This window comes from Rhabdobacter roseus (genome assembly GCF_014202275.1).
GTDB lineage: Bacteria > Bacteroidota > Bacteroidia > Cytophagales > Spirosomataceae > Rhabdobacter > Rhabdobacter roseus.
This window is the reverse complement of the sequence record NZ_JACHGF010000009.1, coordinates 62980-80249: the sequence shown is the minus strand read 5'-3', so window position 1 is coordinate 80249 and position 17270 is coordinate 62980. Positions and strand designations below refer to the sequence as shown.

Sequence of the window (17270 nt, the reverse complement as noted above, 5' to 3'; positions counted from 1 at the left end):
AGCCAAGTACCTCACCGTTTGGCGAGGTACTTGACTCCGAAATGGAATAGAAAGCAAGGTACTTTGGAAGGCTGTTTTTGGAAGACCAAACTACCCTTTGTAGAAAATCCACTTGGCTAATTCCTTGTACGAAACTTTCTTGCCGTACAGCAGAATGCCTACCCGGTAGATGCGCGCCGCCAGCCAGGTAGTACCCATGAAGCCCAGTACCAAAAGTACCATCGAGAGAGCCAGCTCCCAGGCGGGCACCCCGAAAGGTATCCGGACCATCATAACAATGGGCGACGTAAACGGAATGATGGACGTCCAGAACGCCAGGCTGCCGTCGGGGTCGCGGAGGACAAACTGCGCAAACACAAACGACATGATGATGGGCAGCGTGATGGGCAGCATGAACTGCTGCGTGTCGGAGTCGTTGTCGACGGCGGCCCCCACCGCGCCAAACAGGGCGCTGTAGAGCAAGTACCCCCCCAGGTAATAAAACAGGAAGCAACCCAGAATGAGCGGAATGTTGAGGCTATTCATGGCACTAAGTACCTCGCTGACGGGGTTCTGAGGGCCTTGGTTTTGATTCAGCTGCGCCGTGGGGAGGTCCTTGCGTACTTCCTGCATTTGCTGCTCAATCTGCTTGGGATCTTTGGGCATGCGGTCGCCGAGGAAGAGGCCGGCCACCGACGTGAGGGCAATGGTGAGGAAAATCCAGAGCACAAACTGCGTGAGCCCCACCAGCGCCACGCCGATGATCTTGCCCATCATGAGCTGAAAAGGCTTCACCGACGAGATAATCACCTCTACGATGCGGCTGGTTTTTTCTTCGGTGACGCCGCGCATGACCTGGGTACCGTACACAAATACCGAAATGTAGATCAGAAAGGCACAAATACCACCAATGGCCGTAGCCGCTCCCGAGCTGCTGCTTTTTTCGCCTTCTTCGCTCAGGCTGATGGTCTGCGAGCTCACGTTGATGCGTGAGTCTTCCAGTACCTTGCGGGTGATACCCGCCTCGGTAAGCTTAATGTCTTCAATTTGCTTTTCGATGACCTTTTCAATCTCCGATTTCAGCTCCAGGCTCACGTTTTTTTGTGCGTAGATCCGCACCCCTTTGGGCCGCTCCATGATGTCGTCCGGAATGTGCACCAGGGCACTGACTTTACTTTGCCGGAGGTTGGTTTTGGCCGAATCCAGCGAGCTGGTCAGGTACTCAAACCGAAGGGTTTTTGAATCCTTGAATTGCTGGCTGAACAGGCCACTTTCGTCAAGTACCTGCACGGTTTTGGTTTCTACCGAACCTACCGCCACCCAAATGACCGCGGCATAGAAGCCCACAAACAAAAACGGCGTGAGGAGCGTCATGATGATGAAGGATTTCTTCTTCACCCGGACCAGGTACTCACGCTGGAGGACAAGTAGTATATTTTTCATAAAGTATATCTAATAAAAAAGATGATCGAGTAAGGAATGGACTACGCAGCGGGGGTACTTCTAGGTTTCGGGTACTTCGTTGACCACCTGCATGAAGATGTCGCTGATGGTGGGGATGTTTTCGCCAAAAGCCCGGATCTCCACTTGCTGGATGAGGTCCTGCAACAGGTGGTTGGGCGTCAGGCCCGGCGGCAGCTGCAGCTGGGAGCGGTGGTAGCCCGGCTCTACTTCGCGCGTCGATTGTACCTGGTAAATCGTTCCCTGGCTCGGCAGAGTTCCCTGGTGCTCTACAAAAAACGTATTGGTTTTGAATTGCTCCTTGATCTGTTTCTTGGGCCCGTCCAGTACTTTTTTGGAGCGGTTGAGGAGGGCGATCTGGTCGCAGAGCTCCTCCACGGTTTCCATGCGGTGGGTCGAAAAAATGATGGTACTTCCGCGCTGGCGCAGCTCCAGAATCTCGTCCCGGATCAGGTTGGCGTTGATGGGGTCGAAGCCCGAAAAGGGTTCGTCCAGAATGATGAGGTCGGGCTCGTGCAGTACCGTAGACACAAACTGAACCTTCTGCTGCATTCCCTTCGACAGGTCCGACACGCTCTTGTCCCACCAGGTTTTGATATCAAACTTCTCAAACCATATTTTTAGCTTATCCATGGCCTGGTTTTTGGAAAGCCCCTTCAGCCGCGCCAGGTACAGGAGCTGGTCGCCCACCTTCATCTTTTTGTAAAGGCCGCGCTCTTCGGGCAGGTAGCCGATCTGCCGGATGTGGTGCTCGTGCAGCGGCTTGCCGTCAAAAAGTACCTCGCCGCTATCCGGCCCGGTGATCTGGTTGATGATCCGGATCAGGGACGTTTTTCCGGCGCCGTTGGGGCCCAGCAGCCCAAAGATAGAGCCCTTGGGAATGGAAATACTCACGTCGTCGAGGGCACGGTGCTGCGCGTATTCCTTCACGATGTGATGCGTTTCAAGAATGTTCATAGGAGTAGATTAGAATAGGAAGATGGGTTGTGCCCGGCCACGGCGCACGCTACCGAGCCACTGCATGTACCAAAATTGCAAAGGATTAGCCGGATTGCCAACCAGAATTCGGATGAATAACCCCCCGTAGGGATAAATGGCAAATAACAAAAAACGAGCGGGAGTCGCTCGTTTTAGGGAAAATTAAGACGTATACACCCGCTGGGATCAGCGCGTAATCTGAAAGCTATATTTATCACGGATCTGGAAAAGTACCCAGAAGCCCACCAGCCCCCCAATGAGCAGCCCAAAAATGCTGAGCTGGATCAAGCTACTGAGCAAACCCAGCAGCAACGCGTAGTAAAGTAGCTTCCAGCCTTCCCTTTTACGGGCACGCAACGGGCTAAAAGCCATGAAGTAAAGTACTAGCTGCACCCCCGTGAGGGCAATGCTCAACCAAAACTGGAGGGTACTTCCGTAAGCGGCGGCACCCAGGCCCAGCGCCACACCGCCCAGGCCCAGGGCAGCCAGCAGCCCAAAAGCGGTAATGATGGCCCCCAGGAGCATCAGGAACGGACCGTAGTTAACAATGAATTCTTTTACTTCTTCGGGGAAAGCGGGGAATTTTTCCAGAAAAATTGGTTCAAGTTCTTTTTCGAGGGGCAATTTGGGTTCCATACAAAGTTAGGATTTTAGAGAAGAAGACTGTTTTCTGCTGAAAGCTAGAGCAATTCCGGCAGATATTCAACCGCTTAAAACAAAAGCCTTACTGATTGGTCGGTTTGATTGAGTAAACCGCTCGTATGAGTTTGCGGCTTCATGCGGCATGTTTGCCAGTTTTTGCCTATGTTTAAAGTTGCGAACAGCGACGGGGCGTGGCTATTCAAAAAATTCAGCAATTTATCTTTTCAGTTCAATTCATTCACTCTCACTCTACTTAATCGAAACGTATGAAACGATTGGCTCTACACTGGCAAATTCTGATCGGCATGGCGGCGGGTGTGCTCGTCGGGTACCTCCTGTCCGGGTTTGCCGGAGGAAAGGAATTCGTGGCGGATTGGATCAAGCCCTGGGGTACCATCTTTATCAATTTGCTGAAGCTGATCGCCATTCCGCTCATCGTTGCTTCCCTCATCAAAGGCGTCTCGGACCTGGACGACATCCGGCAGCTCTCACGGCTGGGTACCCGCACCATCGGGCTGTACCTTGTCACCACCTTCGTGGCTATCACCATCGGGCTCCTGATCGTGAACGTGGTCAATCCGGGCAACCTGATCCAGGAAGCCACCCGTACCGAGCTCATGGCGAGCTTCGGGGCCAACGCCGACCAAAGCATCGCCAAGGCCGATCAAACCAAAACCCGCGGCCCCCTGAGCGCGCTGGTGGACGTCATCCCCGACAACATCATGGGCGCGGCCAGCTCCAACGGCAACATGCTGCAGGTCATTTTCTTCGTCATCTTTTTTGGCGTGGGGCTCATCCTGATCAATCCGGAAAAAGCCGAGCCCGTGAAGCGCTTTTTTGACGGCGTTAACGAGGTAGTCCTTAAAATGATCGACCTCATCATGCTGGTAGCGCCCTATGGAGTGTTTGCGCTGCTGGCCGCCCTGGTGGCGGAGTCGCCCTCGCCGGATGTCTTCAAGGCGCTGGGAGCGTATGCCTTCACGGTGCTGGCCGGGCTGGCGCTCATGGTCTTCCTGTTTTATCCCACGCTGGTGCGGTTGTTCGGGGGCATTTCCTACGGCGATTTCTTCCGCGGCCTGGCCCCGGCCCAGCTGCTGGCCTTCTCCACCAGCTCGAGTGCCGCCACCTTGCCCGTGACCATGGAGCGCGTGGAGCAGATGGGCGTCGAGAAAGAGATTACGTCCTTTGTGCTTCCCGTGGGAGCCACCATCAACATGGACGGCACCAGCCTCTACCAGGCCGTGGCGGCGGTATTTATCTCCCAGGCCTTTGGCGACGTGGTTACGCTGGGCGAGCAGCTCACCATTGTCCTGACGGCCCTGCTGGCCTCCATCGGGACGGCCGCCGTGCCGGGGGCCGGGATTCTGATGCTTGTCATTGTGCTGGAATCCATCGGTGTCAATCCGGCCGGAATTGCCCTGATACTGGCCATCGACCGGCCGCTGGATATGTGCCGTACCGTGGTCAATATCACCAGCGACGCCGCCGTGGCCATCATCGTGGGCAAGAGCCTGGGTAAGGTTTCGGCGCCCGTTACTCAGCCGGCAGGTGTTGCTAAGTAAAATCTTTTCTATTGTTTCTTAAAGGGATCCTATTTTTCTCAGGTACAGCCAGATAGAGAAACTATTTTTTGTTGGTTTAACCAAGCGATGACTTTTTGTTCATCGCTTTTTTTTAGGTTTACCCTTTACAAGAAAGAAAAAAGCTCTACAAAGAAACGACATGAAGAAAAAATTGATCCTTCTCAACGGGGGGCTGATCACGGTAGCGCTGGTGGCCACCGTCCTGAACGAATACCTGATCGCGCTGCCCGGCTCCCTGCTGCTGGGATTGCGCTGGCTGGCCCTGACGGGCCTGCTGGCGTACGCGCTACTGCGGCAGAATCTGACCACCTCCATCCTGGTCGCGATGCTCATCGGCACCGAGGTCGGCTATGATTTCCCCACCCTGGCTACCCAGCTCACGTTTTTACGGAAAATTTTCCTGCAAATGATCAAAACGATCATTGCGCCGCTGCTTTTTGCCACCCTGGTGGCGGGCATTGCCGGTCACTCCGATCTCAAACAAGTGGGCCGCATGGGCTGGAAATCGCTGCTGTACTTCGAGGCCGTGACCACCATTGCCCTGTTCATCGGCCTCTTTTTTGCCAATTGGTTCAAGCCGGGCGAGGGCATCATTCCTCCCACTACCCTGGAGAGTGAGCTCCCCACGGTGGCTCCCCAAAGCTGGCAGGCCATTATCACCCACGCCTTTCCGGAAAACATCGCCAAATCCATCTACAACGGAGAGGTGCTGCAAATCGTCGTGTTCAGCGTTATTTTTGGGGTGAGCCTGGCTATGTTGCCCCACGACCGGAAGCAGAAGCTGGTAGGAGGCATCGAGAACCTGGCCGAGGTGATGTTCAAATTTACCAAGATCGTGATGCTCTTTGCGCCCATTGGGGTTGGGGCGGCCATCGCCGAGACGGTGGGACACATGGGTATCGACGTACTGCGCAACCTGGCCATGCTGCTGGCTACGCTCTACTGCGCGCTGCTGGCTTTTCTGGGGCTGGTGTTGGTGCCGGTGGCGCTCTTCGCCCGCATCCCGCTGCTCAAATTTGCCAAAACCATCGCCGAGCCGGTCTCGATCGCCTTTGCCACCACCAGTTCCGAATCGGCCCTGCCCAAGGCCATGGAAAAGATGGAAAAGTTCGGCGTGCCGCGCCAGATCGTGTCCTTTGTGATGCCTACGGGCTACAGCTTCAACCTCGATGGTTCCACGCTCTACCTGGCCCTGGCGACCATCTTTGTGGCCCAGGCGACGGGGCACGATTTTCCGCTCAGTCAGCAGCTGGCGATGGTGTTTCTGCTGATGCTCACCAGCAAGGGCGTGGCGGGTATTCCCCGGGCTACGCTGGTAATCCTGCTCGGAGCGGTGGCCAACTTTAACCTGCCCGAATGGCCCGTGCTGCTGATCATGGGCATCGATGAGCTCATGGACATGGCCCGCACCTCCGTGAACGTGATCGGCAACTGCCTGGCTACGGCCGTGGTGGCGCGGTGGGAAGGGGAGCTGGACGATGTCAAAATGCAGCGTTCGGACCAGGTACCTGAGGAAGATGTCGTAGCGCAGCTGCTCGAACCTGATGAGCCTAAGCCGCTCAGCTACCCCTCCGGATCAAATACTTTTTTGTAAATGGGTTTTCGGTACGCAAACTGCGCGTACAGGAGCGGGTACAGGAGGTAGTCAAGTACCCGGAGCGGCGTGCGGTATTCGATCTCATCCCGGATCAAAGTACCCTGGCCGTGGCGGATCAGCCGGTGCTTGTGCCGCCAGTAGGTCAGAAAAAACGGCAGCCGGGTACCTTGGTCCACGAAGTAGATTTCGTCGGGTACTTCGGCCTGCTCCGTGATCTCGCTGATCCAGCGTTGCTTGAAGAAGAGGAAATTCAGCTCCAGACTGACCACGTCGCCGCGCTGGCTGCCGTCGAAGCGCAGCAGCCGCACCGGCGGAAATGGCGGACTGAGTTTCTGAAAAAGCGTGGCGTCGAAGCCCCGCCAGACGCGGGCCAGCGGCGCGGCCACGGAGGTACTTAGGGTGAGTTTCATAGCCCTACAACCGGCTGTGCTGGCTCAGGGTTTTAGCGACGACGCCCAGGTACCTACGGAATCGGCGTTTCTTGGCTTTTTGGCGTTTGCTGGCTTTGGGGTACTTTGGGTTGTAGCGGGTTGGGCATCGGGGCCGGGCGGCGGCGGCGGGTGGTATCCAGCGACAAGCCACCGGCGTTTGGCATGGGCTCTACGGGCCTCACCAGCAAAATCGGCATGTTGTCCTGCTCGGCGTAGGCCACACGGTCGTTGGGCTGGGTACCTCCTTTGGGCTGGCCGGGCAGGTACTTGGGAGCGGGCTGTACTTTAGGTACCTGAGGTACTTGCTGGGCGTGGGCCAGGCTGCTTAGTCCGAGCAGCAGGGCGAGGCATAGTATCTTCTCCATGTATCGTTTTCTTTTATATTCAAAGATTAGAAAAAATCTTTTATAAAAGATCATTTTTCTGGAGAAATGTTGCACGGAAAAGGTAGAAAGTACCCTAACAGGATATTTTTAAATATGTTTTTAAAAATATTTAAAATGGATTCTTATCATTGTAATAATAATTAAAAACGATGGCAACGCTTACGGTCTACGGCATTCCTAATTGCAACACGGTGAAAAAAGCCCTCCACTGGCTGGACGAGCAAGGGGTAGTTTACCGCTTTCATAATTACAAAAAGGAAGGCATAAGCCGGGAAAAACTAACGAACTGGCTGGCGCAGGTACCTTGGGAAAAGCTCGTGAACCGGGCCGGAACAACCTGGCGGCAGCTCCCCGACGCGCAGAAAGCCAGCATTGACAGCGCCGAAAAAGCCACCGAGCTGATGCTCGAAAAGAACTCGGTCATCAAGCGCCCGCTCATTGAAGACGAAGCCGGTACCGTGCTGGCCCTGGGTTTTGACGAGTCGCACTACCAAAGTACCTTGTTGTAAGGAATGCAAAGTACCCTATTCAAGTACTCCTTTTTTATAAGTACCCTTTATTTCAATTACCTATCATGAAGTTTAAGCCCGTTCAACTCCTTGTTTTTGTTACGCTACTGGTCGCGGCGGCTTGTGCTCCGGCTTCCCGGAATCAAAAAAGTACCTCGCGCCAGGGCGACGAATTCAAGGTGATCGGGTACTACACGCCGGGCTCGGCCGAGCCCGAAAGCCTGCCGATGGAGTGGCTGACGCACGTCAACTACTCCTTTGCCATTCCAGCCCCCTCGGGCGACACGCTCATTCCGCTCAAAGACGACGACCGGCTCAAAAGGCTGGTGAAGCACGTGCACAGCCACGGCAAGTCGGTGTTTATTTCCATCGGAGGCTGGGGCATCGGCGACGGCGGTGGCGACGACACGCGCTTTCACCGCATGGCCGAGCGGCCCGAGGGCCAAGCCGCTTTCATAAAAAGTACCCTGGCTTTTGTGCGGAAGTATGAGCTCGACGGCGTGGATCTGGACTGGGAGTACCCTGACGAAGACAGCCCCTCGGCCGACCAGTACGTAACCCTGGTGCAGGAGCTGGCCCGCCAGCTGCACGCCGACGGCAAAAAACTGACGGCGGCCGTGATTTCCTACGGCAAGAAAGGCTACGGCGTGAAGAAAGAGGCCTTTGAAGCGATGGACTGGATCAACCTCATGGCCTACGACGACGACTACAGCAAAGACTACCTGGCCGCGCACGCGCCCTACGCCCTGGCCGTGCAGAGCCTCGACTACTGGATCAACGAACGCGCCCTGCCGCCCGCCAAGGCCATTCTGGGCCTGCCGTTCTACGCCAAAAAAGGTTTTGGCCAGTACGGTCCCGGCTACAAGCAACTCCTGGCCGACGGTGCCAGTGCCTACGACGACTTCTGGAAGGGTTCGTTCTACAACGGCATCAACACCATCGAGGCCAAGACCCGCCTGGCCCGGCAGCGCGGCTGCTCCGGCGTCATGATTTGGGAAATAGGCCTGGACGTGGCCGACGAACGCTCGCTCCTGCGCGCCATCGACCGGGTGAAGCGCGGGCAGTAGGGTACTTTTAAAGTACCCAATGAAAGTACCTTCTACAGGTACCTGTTACATTTTCTCCGTGACCAACACTACCTTGTGGCCGTCGGCCAGGGTGGTGGCAAAAAGGTAGGTACTTCCGCCTTCCTGCAAGCGCCATTTCTTGCGTAGCTCCTGCACCGAGCCCGGAAAATTCCGGACGGTGAGGTTGGCTTTGCCGCCGGGTACCTGGCGGGCTATTTCTTTGGCGTCGGCTTTGACTACCGCTTTTATCTCAAAACTACGTCCGGGAAAGTCAACGACGGGCTGCTCGGAGCTGTAAAAATGGCTGTTGGGCGCTAGCTTCGTAAGTAGGTACTTTACGGACAGGTACTTGAAGGCCCCGGCCTTGAGCACCGCCGCCTGCGGCTCGTACAGGTACCTGAGCGGCGGGCCGTAGGTAGGCTCGGCCTGCGCTTCCTGCGCGCGGCTGAAGTCAAAGCCGTGAGCTACCGTGCCGTCGGACCGAAGTACCCTTACGTTGATAAGTACCTCCGCCGCCGGTACCTGTTCCGCTTCTACCCAATAAAGTACCTCTTTGCACTCCGAGCCCAGCCCTAGTACGTGTACTTCCCGTACGCCCGGTAGGGCCTGGACGGTGTGGTCGATGTCCAGCAGCGGGGAGGTCTTGATCAGCAGCCGGGGGGCGTGCTGCAGCAGGGTAGGGAGGGTAGCTATGAGGTCGGGTGTGCAGTCTTCCAGCCGCACTACCTTGCGCTGGCGGTCGTCGCGGCGGGCCGGGTCGGCATAGATCCAGTCGGCGCGCAGGGACTGCTGCGCCAGCAGGTGCAAGGCTTCGCCCTCAAGTACCCGGATGCGACTCGCCCCCAGCACGCCGAAGTTATAGGCGGCCGCGTGGGCCACCTCGGGTTGCTGCTCCAGGTAAGTACTTTGGGCAAAGCGCTGGCTGAGGTAGTAGCAGTCTACGCCCATGCCGCCGGTGATGTCGATCAGGTGCTCGCCCTGCATCAGGCTGGCTTTGTAGCGCGCCGTAGCCTCCGACGACCCCTGCTCCACCGACAGCGGCGGCGGAAACAGCAGGCGCTCGTTGGCGTACCAGCTGGGTAGCTTGTGGCGGGCCTTTTGCCGGGCGGTTAGTTGCAAAACAACCTTTCGAAGGTCCAGGTCGGGCTGGGGGCGGGCTTTCAGGAGCAGCGTGGCGGCGTCGTCCTGGAGGTGCTCCCGGATGAACGTCTGCTCGGCTGCGGTAAGAGGCTCAACGGCATTCATGCACCAAAAATACGGGCCTTCGTGCATAAACAAAGAAAACCTGCTACATTAGCTACCGGGATTTTTTTGCTTTTAGTCCCAATCCTAACTACCTATCCTACTACCCTTACTGTTCAATGGAAGAAAATAAAACACGAGCCCACCAGTACTGGAAAGAAAACCTGAAGTACCTGGGGATTTTGTTAAGTATCTGGTTTTTGGTTTCTTACGGGGCGGGAATTCTCTTCGCCGATGCCCTCAACGGCTTTCGGCTGGGCGGATTCAAGCTAGGCTTCTGGTTTGCGCAGCAAGGCTCCATCTACGTTTTTGTGGTACTTATTTTCGTCTACGTGCGGCTCATGAACAAGCTCGACAAAAAGTACGGCTACGACGAATAGCTCCCCAAGTACCTTTCTTCAAGTACCTCATTTTCTTTCCTAAATCCTGACATGGACGTTAAAATCTGGACCTATATCATCGTGGGGCTCACCTTTGCCCTCTACATTGGCATTGCCATCTGGTCGCGGGCGGGCTCGACCAAGGAATTCTACGTAGCCGGTGGGGGCGTGTCGCCCGTGGCCAACGGCATGGCTACCGCTGCCGACTGGATGTCGGCGGCCTCGTTTATCTCCATGGCCGGGCTGATTTCCTTCATGGGCTACGACGGTGCCGTGTACCTCATGGGCTGGACCGGCGGCTACGTGCTGCTGGCGCTGCTGCTGGCCCCCTACCTGCGCAAGTTCGGCAAGTTTACGGTACCTGACTTCATCGGCGACCGCTACTACTCCAACAGCGCCCGGTCGGTGGCGGTGATCTGCGCGCTGCTGGTGTCATTTACCTACGTGGCGGGCCAAATGCGCGGCGTGGGCGTCGTTTTTTCCCGCTTTCTGGAAGTCGACATCAATACGGGCGTCATCATCGGGATGATCATCGTGCTCTTTTACGCCGTGCTCGGGGGCATGAAGGGCATCACCTACACCCAGGTGGCGCAGTACTGCGTGCTTATTTTTGCCTTCATGGTACCGGCCATTTTTATTTCCATCCAAATGACCGGCAACCCCATTCCGCAGCTGGGCATGGGCAGCCGCCTGGCCGACGGCTCGGGTACCTACCTGCTCGACAAGCTCGACGGCCTCTCCACGGAGCTGGGCTTTACCGAATACACCCAAGGTACCAAAAGCCTGGCCGATGTCTTTGCCATTACGCTGGCGCTGATGGTCGGGACGGCGGGGCTGCCGCACGTCATCGTGCGCTTTTTTACGGTAAAGCGGGTCAAAGACGCCCGGAAATCGGCGGGGCTGGCGCTGCTGTTTATTGCCATTCTGTACACCACAGCCCCGGCCATCTCGGTGTTTGCCCGTACCAACCTCATCGAGACCGTCCGCGACCAGCCGTACAGCAACATGCCGGGCTGGTTTAGCAACTGGGAAAAAACCGGGCTGCTGGCTTTTGAAGACAAAAACGGCGACGGGCGCATCCAGTACGTAGCCGACAAGGCGCAAAACGAGCTCACCATCGACAACGACATCATGGTACTGGCCAACCCGGAGATTGCCCGGCTGCCCAACTGGGTCATTGCGCTGGTGGCGGCGGGTGGGCTGGCGGCGGCGCTCTCCACGGCGGCGGGGCTGCTGCTGGTTATTTCTTCTTCGGTCTCGCACGATTTGATCAAAAAAATGATTCGTCCCAACATCACCGAAAAGGGCGAGCTCATTGCGGCCCGGCTGTCGGCGGTGGTGGCGGTGTGCATTGCGGGGTACTTTGGCATTCACCCGCCGGGCTTCGTGGCGGCGGTAGTGGCGCTGGCCTTCGGGCTGGCGGCGGCTTCGTTTTTCCCGGCCATTATCCTGGGTATTTTTTCCAAACGCATGAACAAAGAAGGAGCCGTGGCCGGTATGGTAGTGGGTATCGTGCTGATGCTCTACTACATGGTGAAGTTTAAAATGGGCTGGCTGGACGACAGCGTACCCACCCAGGACGCGTGGTGGTTTGGCATTTCACCCGAAGGCTTCGGCTCGGTGGCGATGCTGGTCAACTTTGCGGTATCGTTGGCAATCAGCTATTTCACGCCTCCGCCCCCGGAAGAAGTACAGCAGATCGTGGAGGAAATCCGCTTGCCGATGGGCGCGGGCGAGGCGTCGGATCATTAGTGCGATTGGTCAATCTTTCTTAATTTGCCGATCGTTTTACTAGAAGGAATCGTAGAATCGCTATTCATTAACCCTGATTAACTATGAGAATCAAGACCTTTGAACAATACCAAACCGCCTACCAGCAGAGTGTAGAAGATCCCGAAGGTTTCTGGGCGGAGGTAGCCCAGGAGTTCCAATGGAAAAAGCCGTGGAAGCGCGTATTGGATTGGAACTTTACCGAACCCAACGTAAAATGGTTTGAAGGCGGTAAGCTCAATATTACCGAAAACGCCCTGGACCGCCACCTGGCCGATAAGGCCGACCAGCCCGCCATCATCTGGGAGCCCAACGACCCCGAAGACGAAGCCGCTACCATTACCTACCGGGTACTTTACGACCGCGTGTGCCGGTTTGCCAACGTCCTCAAAAAGTACGGTATTCAAAAAGGCGACCGGGTGTGCATCTACCTGCCCATGGTACCGGAGCTGGCCATTGCGGTGCTGGCCTGTGCGCGCATTGGGGCCATTCACTCGGTGGTATTCGGGGGCTTCTCGGCCCGCTCCATCGCCGACCGCATCAACGACGCCGGTTGCAAGATGGTTATTACCTCCGACGGCGCCTTCCGGGGGGCCAAGGTGATTCCGATGAAAGAAACCGTAGACGACGCCCTCGAAAAATGCTCGACGGTGCAGCACGTGATCGTGATGACCCGCACCCGCACGCCCATCTCGATGCTCAAAGGCCGCGACCATTGGTGGGAAGAGGAAGTGAAGCACGTAGACGCCAATTGCCCCGCCGAAGAAATGGACGCCGAAGACGTGCTCTTTATCCTGTATACGTCCGGCTCGACGGGTAAGCCCAAGGGCGTGGTACATACCTGCGGCGGGTACATGGTATACGCGACCTACACCTTTGCTAACGTGTTTCAGTACGAACCGGGCGAAATTCATTTCTGTACGGCGGACATCGGCTGGATCACCGGCCACAGCTACATCGTGTACGGGCCGCTCTGCTACGGAGGTACTTCGCTGATGTTCGAAGGGGTACCTACCTGGCCCGACGCCGGGCGCTTCTGGCAGATCGTCGAAAAGCATAAGGTGGATATTCTGTACACGGCCCCCACGGCCATCCGGTCGCTGATGAGTTTTGGCTTACAGTACGTGAAGGATCACGACCTGTCGTCGTTGAAGAAGCTCGGCTCGGTAGGAGAGCCCATCAACGAGGAAGCCTGGCACTGGTTCAAGCACAACATCGGGAAGGATCGGTGCGCCCTGGTGGATACCTGGTGGCAAACCGAAACGGGCGGGATCATGATTACGTCCCTGGCGGGCCTTACGCCCGAAAAACCCACCTACGCGGGCCTGCCGCTGCCCGGCGTACAGCTCATGCTGGTCGACGAAAACGGGCAAGAAATAGAAGGCAACGACGTGAGCGGAAACCTCTGCATCAAGTACCCCTGGCCGGGCATGGTCCGGACTACCTACGGCGACCACGAACGCTGCCGACAGGCCTACTTCTCGACCTACCCCGGTAGGTACTTTACGGGCGACGGCTGCCTGCGCGACGAAGACGGCTACTACCGCATCACGGGGCGCGTCGACGACGTCATCAACGTGTCGGGGCACCGCATCGGTACGGCCGAGGTTGAGAACGCCATCAACATGCACCTGGGCGTGGTGGAGTCGGCGGTGGTAGGGTACCCGCACGGCATCAAAGGGCAGGGTATCTACGCGTACATCATCACCGAAACCAAGCCCGACGACCCGGAGATGTTCCGCAAGGATATTGCGGCCACCGTGACGCGCGTGATCGGTCCCATTGCCCGTCCCGACAAGGTACAGTTTGTGAGCGGGCTGCCCAAGACGCGCTCGGGCAAGATCATGCGCCGCATCCTGCGCAAAGTAGCCGAAGGCGATATTACCAACCTGGGCGACACCTCCACGCTGCTCGACCCCGCCATCGTGGACGAAATCAAGGATGGGGCTTTGTAACAAAAATTGGGGACGCGTAGCAGAACGCGTCCCCGATTTTTCTAAACTTACCTAATTGGGTTAAAAGCCCAAGGTGTAGGCGGGCCTATGCCTCCTCATCGACATTTTCCTTACTTTCCACCACGTCACTTTCAAAGGTCTGGCTGGTAAAGTCCTCCTCGCTCAGCCAGTATTCGGAGGTGATCAGCTGGTAGCCCGAATTCCCCCGACTTTTCAAGTCCCACACAATGGCATCCGCTTCCGGGAAAGGTACCTTGCCCACGAGCTGATCGGCAAACAACCGGTTTAGTAGGCTGCGGTCCGAAAGGCCTCCCGACAGCGCTTTCAGTGCCAATTCTTTGGTGAGCGCGATTTCTTCCCCGCTTTCGGGCTTCGTTTCGAACGCAATGAGGCTGGCTTTGGCGTGGGGAAATTTGCCGTTAAAGGCTTTGTACAACAGCTGATTGATGTTAAAAAGCGGGTGATGCAGGGGAATTTCGGGATATTCTTCCGAAATTTTATCCAGCTGCATATCGTGCGAAATCTGGCTGATCTGCCCCTCGTTCAAGTACTCCGATAGTTTGTACTCCAACAGGATGGCCGCTGCCTCCGTAGGCTCTTGGTCGGCAATGGCCATGTAAAGAAATTCCTTCGGGTCCACGTTTTTGTAGTCCTCCTCAGAAAAACCATACCGCTTGAGCAATTCTACGTAATCTTCTTTCGTCCAGGCGCCCTCAATCTCGTCTACGCTGGTAATTGGGCCGATCGTGGTTTGGTATTTCATTTTGGTTCCTTCCTTTTAGTTTGTTTGTGGCAAGGTACACTTTAAATAGCCAATACTCGGGCTTCTGGATTTATTGTGTGGTTGACTCCTCGGACGATGGCCCGATTAGGTTGGCATTGGAGTTGGGTTGAAAGGCAGAGTGGGGAAAGTGACTGCGTTCGGAAATTGCTTTGCGCCCGGGCGTCGTTTACAAATACATCCAGTTAGTCAAGTCACAGACTTGCTTTATATCCTGCCACCGGTTGCAAACCGGCGGCAGCGGCAGATTCAACTACTATCAGGATGGCGTGGCGGAGTCGGCGGTGGTAGGGTACCCGCACGGCATCAAAGGGCAGGGTATCTACGCCTACATCATCACCGAAACCAAGCCCGATGACCCCGAAATGTTCCGCAAGGACATCGCTGCCACCGTGACGCGCGTGATCGGTTCCATTGCCCGTCCCGACAAGGTACAGTTTGTGAGCGGTCTGCTCAAGACGCGCTCGGGCAAGATCATGCGCCGCATCCTGCGCAAAGTGGCCGAAGGCGATACCACCAACCTCGGCGATACCTCCACGCTGCTGGACCCCGCCATCGTGGACGAAATCAAGGACGGAGCACTATAAGGCTAGGTACCTTTAAAGTACCTTTGGACGGAGACTGCGTAAAGTGATCTCCGTTTTTGTTGTTGGGGGGGGGAGGGGGCGACTCGCTGGCTTCAACGAATAGGTACCTAGGGTACCCTTACAATCCAAGCCAGCCGGAGATGGACCATTGGATGACATTTTCTTTTTGGGAGGAAAAGGAAAAAACCGGGAAGCTACGCTTTTGATGGGGTAAATGGTATATTTGGCAAGCAGCCGCAGGTACTTTTGCTTATCGTTTTTACGCTACTAAAAGTTAGAAACGTATCAAAATCAGCTATAGTCGTTTGTAAACGATTGCAAATGGTTCGGCTACAGGAGATATACACGAAACTAGGTATGTTACGCATACATAGATGTTAGCTGCAAAGCTAAAACAGACCACACTGTAAACAATGACAGCAAATAAAACAGACTTCTTTAACGACCTTTCAAGTCAAATTTCAGAGCCAATATATCTGACTGACAAGACAGACGAAGTAAATGAAGAAATTAAACACAATCATTGGGTTTTGACAGCTCCATCGGACATTGTTGCTCAAACGACAACGGCTGACTTTTTAGAGTTTATTCAAAAAGTAAAGGACAACTATAAAAGCCAACTCGACAAATCTTCGCTTGACATTGACCTAACTTTTTATTTGTGGTTTGAAGAACCAGGCGAACTATGTTTCAATTTTATTAATTCAAATCACGAAAGACTTCCATTTGGTTGCAAGTTAAAATACACGGACAGACCAGAAGAAATAGTTGACGAGTATTTGAAATCAAAATATCACGACCAAGTAATTTTGTGGGACGAACTTCAATCAGTTGAAACACTAGAAGAAATAGCAGAAGCGGACAGACTTGAAAAAGAATTGCATGACAATTTTGTGCTTACAGTTTATCAAGAAGAAATCAAGCAACAACAATGAAGGACAGAAGCTCAGCCGCTAACAGCACCTACCCAAAAGGCGGGGTTTTGTGCACTAAAGATACATTTGTGCTAACAGGAACTTTTGTACATTTAATCAACATTTGTGGTGACTCGTCCGCCCTTCGGGTAGCTGCAAAACGTTATCATTATGCAGAAAAAATCATGTCTTAAGTCAAAAATAAAAGCTGAATGCCAAATCTTTATATAATTTCTGGATGCAACGGGGCAGGAAAAACAACGGCTTCTTATACCATACTTCCTGAAATTTTGAATTGTAAGGAGTTTGTGAATGCTGATGAAATTGCAAAAGGGCTTTCTCCATTTCAGCCGGAAAAAGTTTCTTTAGAAGCTGGAAGGATAATGTTGCAGAGAATTGATTTCTTATTGAATATAAAAGCTAATTTTGCCTTTGAGACAACTTTGTCTACCAGAAGTTACGTGAATACTATAAAACGGGCTAAAGAAAATGGATATGAGGTCACCCTTTTGTATTTTTGGCTGAACTCTCAGGAACTTGCAATAGAAAGAGTAAAAGAGAGGGTGAAAGAGGGGGGGCATAATATCCCTGAACAAGTTATAAGGAGAAGGTATCACAAAGGGATTAAAAATTTGCTTGACCTGTTTATTCCTATAGTGGACAACTGGATGATTATAGATAATTCAGAGAATCCATTTATAGCTGTTGCTGAAGGACAACAAGGAGAGAACATGGTAATTCATGATAAAAATATTTGGAACAGAATAATAGAAATTTCAAATGGATAATAAAGAATTAAGAGAAAAGATAATTTCAGGATTGGAGTTAAGCTTTAAAAGACTGGTAATTTCAAAGAGCAAAGAGGATAAAGAGCTGGTTTTTTCAAAGGACGGGAAAATTGTGAAAATAAAAGCCAGGGACCTTGAAAAATGAAATGCACAAGGTTGCATCAATAAGTGAGTAAAGCAATTCTTTCTATTTCATGTACCCCGCTGGGCGGCACCCCGC

Annotated in this window: 17 protein-coding genes and 1 pseudogene; 11 read left to right on the top strand and 7 right to left on the bottom strand. The window is 54.4% G+C overall.

The annotated features are described in order from the left end of the window. Positions 1 to 90 precede the first annotated feature (90 nt). The 3 genes from HNQ92_RS21915 to HNQ92_RS21905 form a co-directional block, all read right to left on the bottom strand. Positions 91 to 1422, bottom strand: a complete 1332-nt coding sequence (locus HNQ92_RS21915; RefSeq protein ID WP_184177365.1) for an ABC transporter permease — start codon at positions 1420 to 1422, stop codon at positions 91 to 93. A 60-nt stretch (positions 1423 to 1482) separates the two neighbouring features. Then, on the bottom strand, positions 1483 to 2397 hold the full coding sequence (locus HNQ92_RS21910) for an ABC transporter ATP-binding protein (RefSeq protein WP_184177363.1): 915 nt from the start codon (positions 2395 to 2397) through the stop codon (positions 1483 to 1485). Positions 2398 to 2604: 207 nt separating this feature from the next. Beyond that, positions 2605 to 3054: a hypothetical protein gene (locus HNQ92_RS21905; RefSeq protein WP_184177361.1), complete on the bottom strand. Its 450-nt coding sequence runs from the start codon at positions 3052 to 3054 to the stop codon at positions 2605 to 2607. A 272-nt stretch (positions 3055 to 3326) separates the two neighbouring features. Here HNQ92_RS21905 and HNQ92_RS21900 point away from each other — a divergent pair, with 272 nt between their 5' ends. Together HNQ92_RS21900 and HNQ92_RS21895 are read left to right on the top strand one after the other, a co-directional pair. Further along, positions 3327 to 4622 carry a dicarboxylate/amino acid:cation symporter gene (locus HNQ92_RS21900; RefSeq protein WP_184177359.1) on the top strand — a complete coding sequence of 432 codons (1296 nt, stop codon included), beginning with the start codon at positions 3327 to 3329 and terminating at the stop codon, positions 4620 to 4622. A 160-nt stretch (positions 4623 to 4782) separates the two neighbouring features. Continuing rightward, entirely contained in the window at positions 4783 to 6237 is a 1455-nt protein-coding gene (locus HNQ92_RS21895; protein WP_184177357.1) for a dicarboxylate/amino acid:cation symporter, read from the top strand. Here HNQ92_RS21895 and HNQ92_RS21890 read toward each other — a convergent pair. Beyond that, on the bottom strand, positions 6207 to 6650 hold the full coding sequence (locus HNQ92_RS21890) for an SRPBCC family protein (RefSeq protein ID WP_184177355.1): 444 nt from the start codon (positions 6648 to 6650) through the stop codon (positions 6207 to 6209). The two genes, HNQ92_RS21895 and HNQ92_RS21890, sit on opposite strands and share 31 nt — an antisense overlap. A gap of 53 nt (positions 6651 to 6703) precedes the next feature. Continuing rightward, a complete protein-coding gene (locus HNQ92_RS21885) occupies positions 6704 to 7036 on the bottom strand; it encodes a hypothetical protein (protein ID WP_184177353.1) in 333 nt (110 codons plus the stop codon). A 170-nt stretch (positions 7037 to 7206) separates the two neighbouring features. Between HNQ92_RS21885 and HNQ92_RS21880 the strand changes: the two genes are divergently transcribed. Both HNQ92_RS21880 and HNQ92_RS21875 read left to right on the top strand, forming a co-directional pair. Next, entirely contained in the window at positions 7207 to 7566 is a 360-nt protein-coding gene (locus HNQ92_RS21880; protein WP_184177351.1) for an ArsC family reductase, read from the top strand. Positions 7567 to 7631: 65 nt separating this feature from the next. Further along, positions 7632 to 8633, top strand: a complete 1002-nt coding sequence (locus HNQ92_RS21875; protein ID WP_184177349.1) for a glycosyl hydrolase family 18 protein — start codon at positions 7632 to 7634, stop codon at positions 8631 to 8633. Between the two features lie 45 nt (positions 8634 to 8678). Here HNQ92_RS21875 and HNQ92_RS21870 read toward each other — a convergent pair whose 3' ends face one another. After that, entirely contained in the window at positions 8679 to 9878 is a 1200-nt protein-coding gene (locus HNQ92_RS21870) for a THUMP-like domain-containing protein (RefSeq protein WP_246440621.1), read from the bottom strand. Between the two features lie 116 nt (positions 9879 to 9994). Between HNQ92_RS21870 and HNQ92_RS21865 the strand changes: the two genes are divergently transcribed. The 3 genes from HNQ92_RS21865 to acs all read left to right on the top strand — a co-directional run bounded on the left by HNQ92_RS21865 (position 9995) and on the right by acs (position 13980). Beyond that, a complete protein-coding gene (locus tag HNQ92_RS21865; RefSeq protein ID WP_184177347.1) occupies positions 9995 to 10255 on the top strand; it encodes a DUF4212 domain-containing protein in 261 nt (86 codons plus the stop codon). Between the two features lie 51 nt (positions 10256 to 10306). After that, complete coding sequence (locus HNQ92_RS21860; protein WP_184177345.1) at positions 10307 to 12007, top strand: sodium:solute symporter family protein; 1701 nt, start codon at positions 10307 to 10309, stop codon at positions 12005 to 12007. A gap of 83 nt (positions 12008 to 12090) precedes the next feature. Then, the gene (gene acs, locus HNQ92_RS21855) at positions 12091 to 13980 is read left to right on the top strand and encodes an acetate--CoA ligase (protein ID WP_184177343.1); all 1890 of its coding nucleotides are present in this window, start codon (positions 12091 to 12093) and stop codon (positions 13978 to 13980) included. Between the two features lie 85 nt (positions 13981 to 14065). Here acs and HNQ92_RS21850 read toward each other — a convergent pair whose 3' ends face one another. Beyond that, positions 14066 to 14743, bottom strand: a complete 678-nt coding sequence (locus HNQ92_RS21850) for a hypothetical protein (protein WP_184177341.1) — start codon at positions 14741 to 14743, stop codon at positions 14066 to 14068. A 227-nt stretch (positions 14744 to 14970) separates the two neighbouring features. On the opposite strand from HNQ92_RS21850, the pseudogene HNQ92_RS21845 reads away from it, so the two are divergent. The 4 genes and pseudogenes from HNQ92_RS21845 to HNQ92_RS21830 form a co-directional block, all read left to right on the top strand. Then, positions 14971 to 15348, top strand: a pseudogene (locus HNQ92_RS21845) (AMP-binding enzyme); the annotation flags it as partial. 413 nt (positions 15349 to 15761) lie between these two features. Next, a complete protein-coding gene (locus tag HNQ92_RS21840; protein WP_184177339.1) occupies positions 15762 to 16283 on the top strand; it encodes a hypothetical protein in 522 nt (173 codons plus the stop codon). 191 nt (positions 16284 to 16474) lie between these two features. Then, a complete protein-coding gene (locus HNQ92_RS21835; protein ID WP_184177337.1) occupies positions 16475 to 17050 on the top strand; it encodes an ATPase in 576 nt (191 codons plus the stop codon). Next, positions 17043 to 17195 carry a hypothetical protein gene (locus HNQ92_RS21830; protein ID WP_184177335.1) on the top strand — a complete coding sequence of 51 codons (153 nt, stop codon included), beginning with the start codon at positions 17043 to 17045 and terminating at the stop codon, positions 17193 to 17195. The genes HNQ92_RS21835 and HNQ92_RS21830 overlap by 8 nt, the downstream gene beginning before the upstream one ends. Positions 17196 to 17270 lie beyond the last annotated feature (75 nt).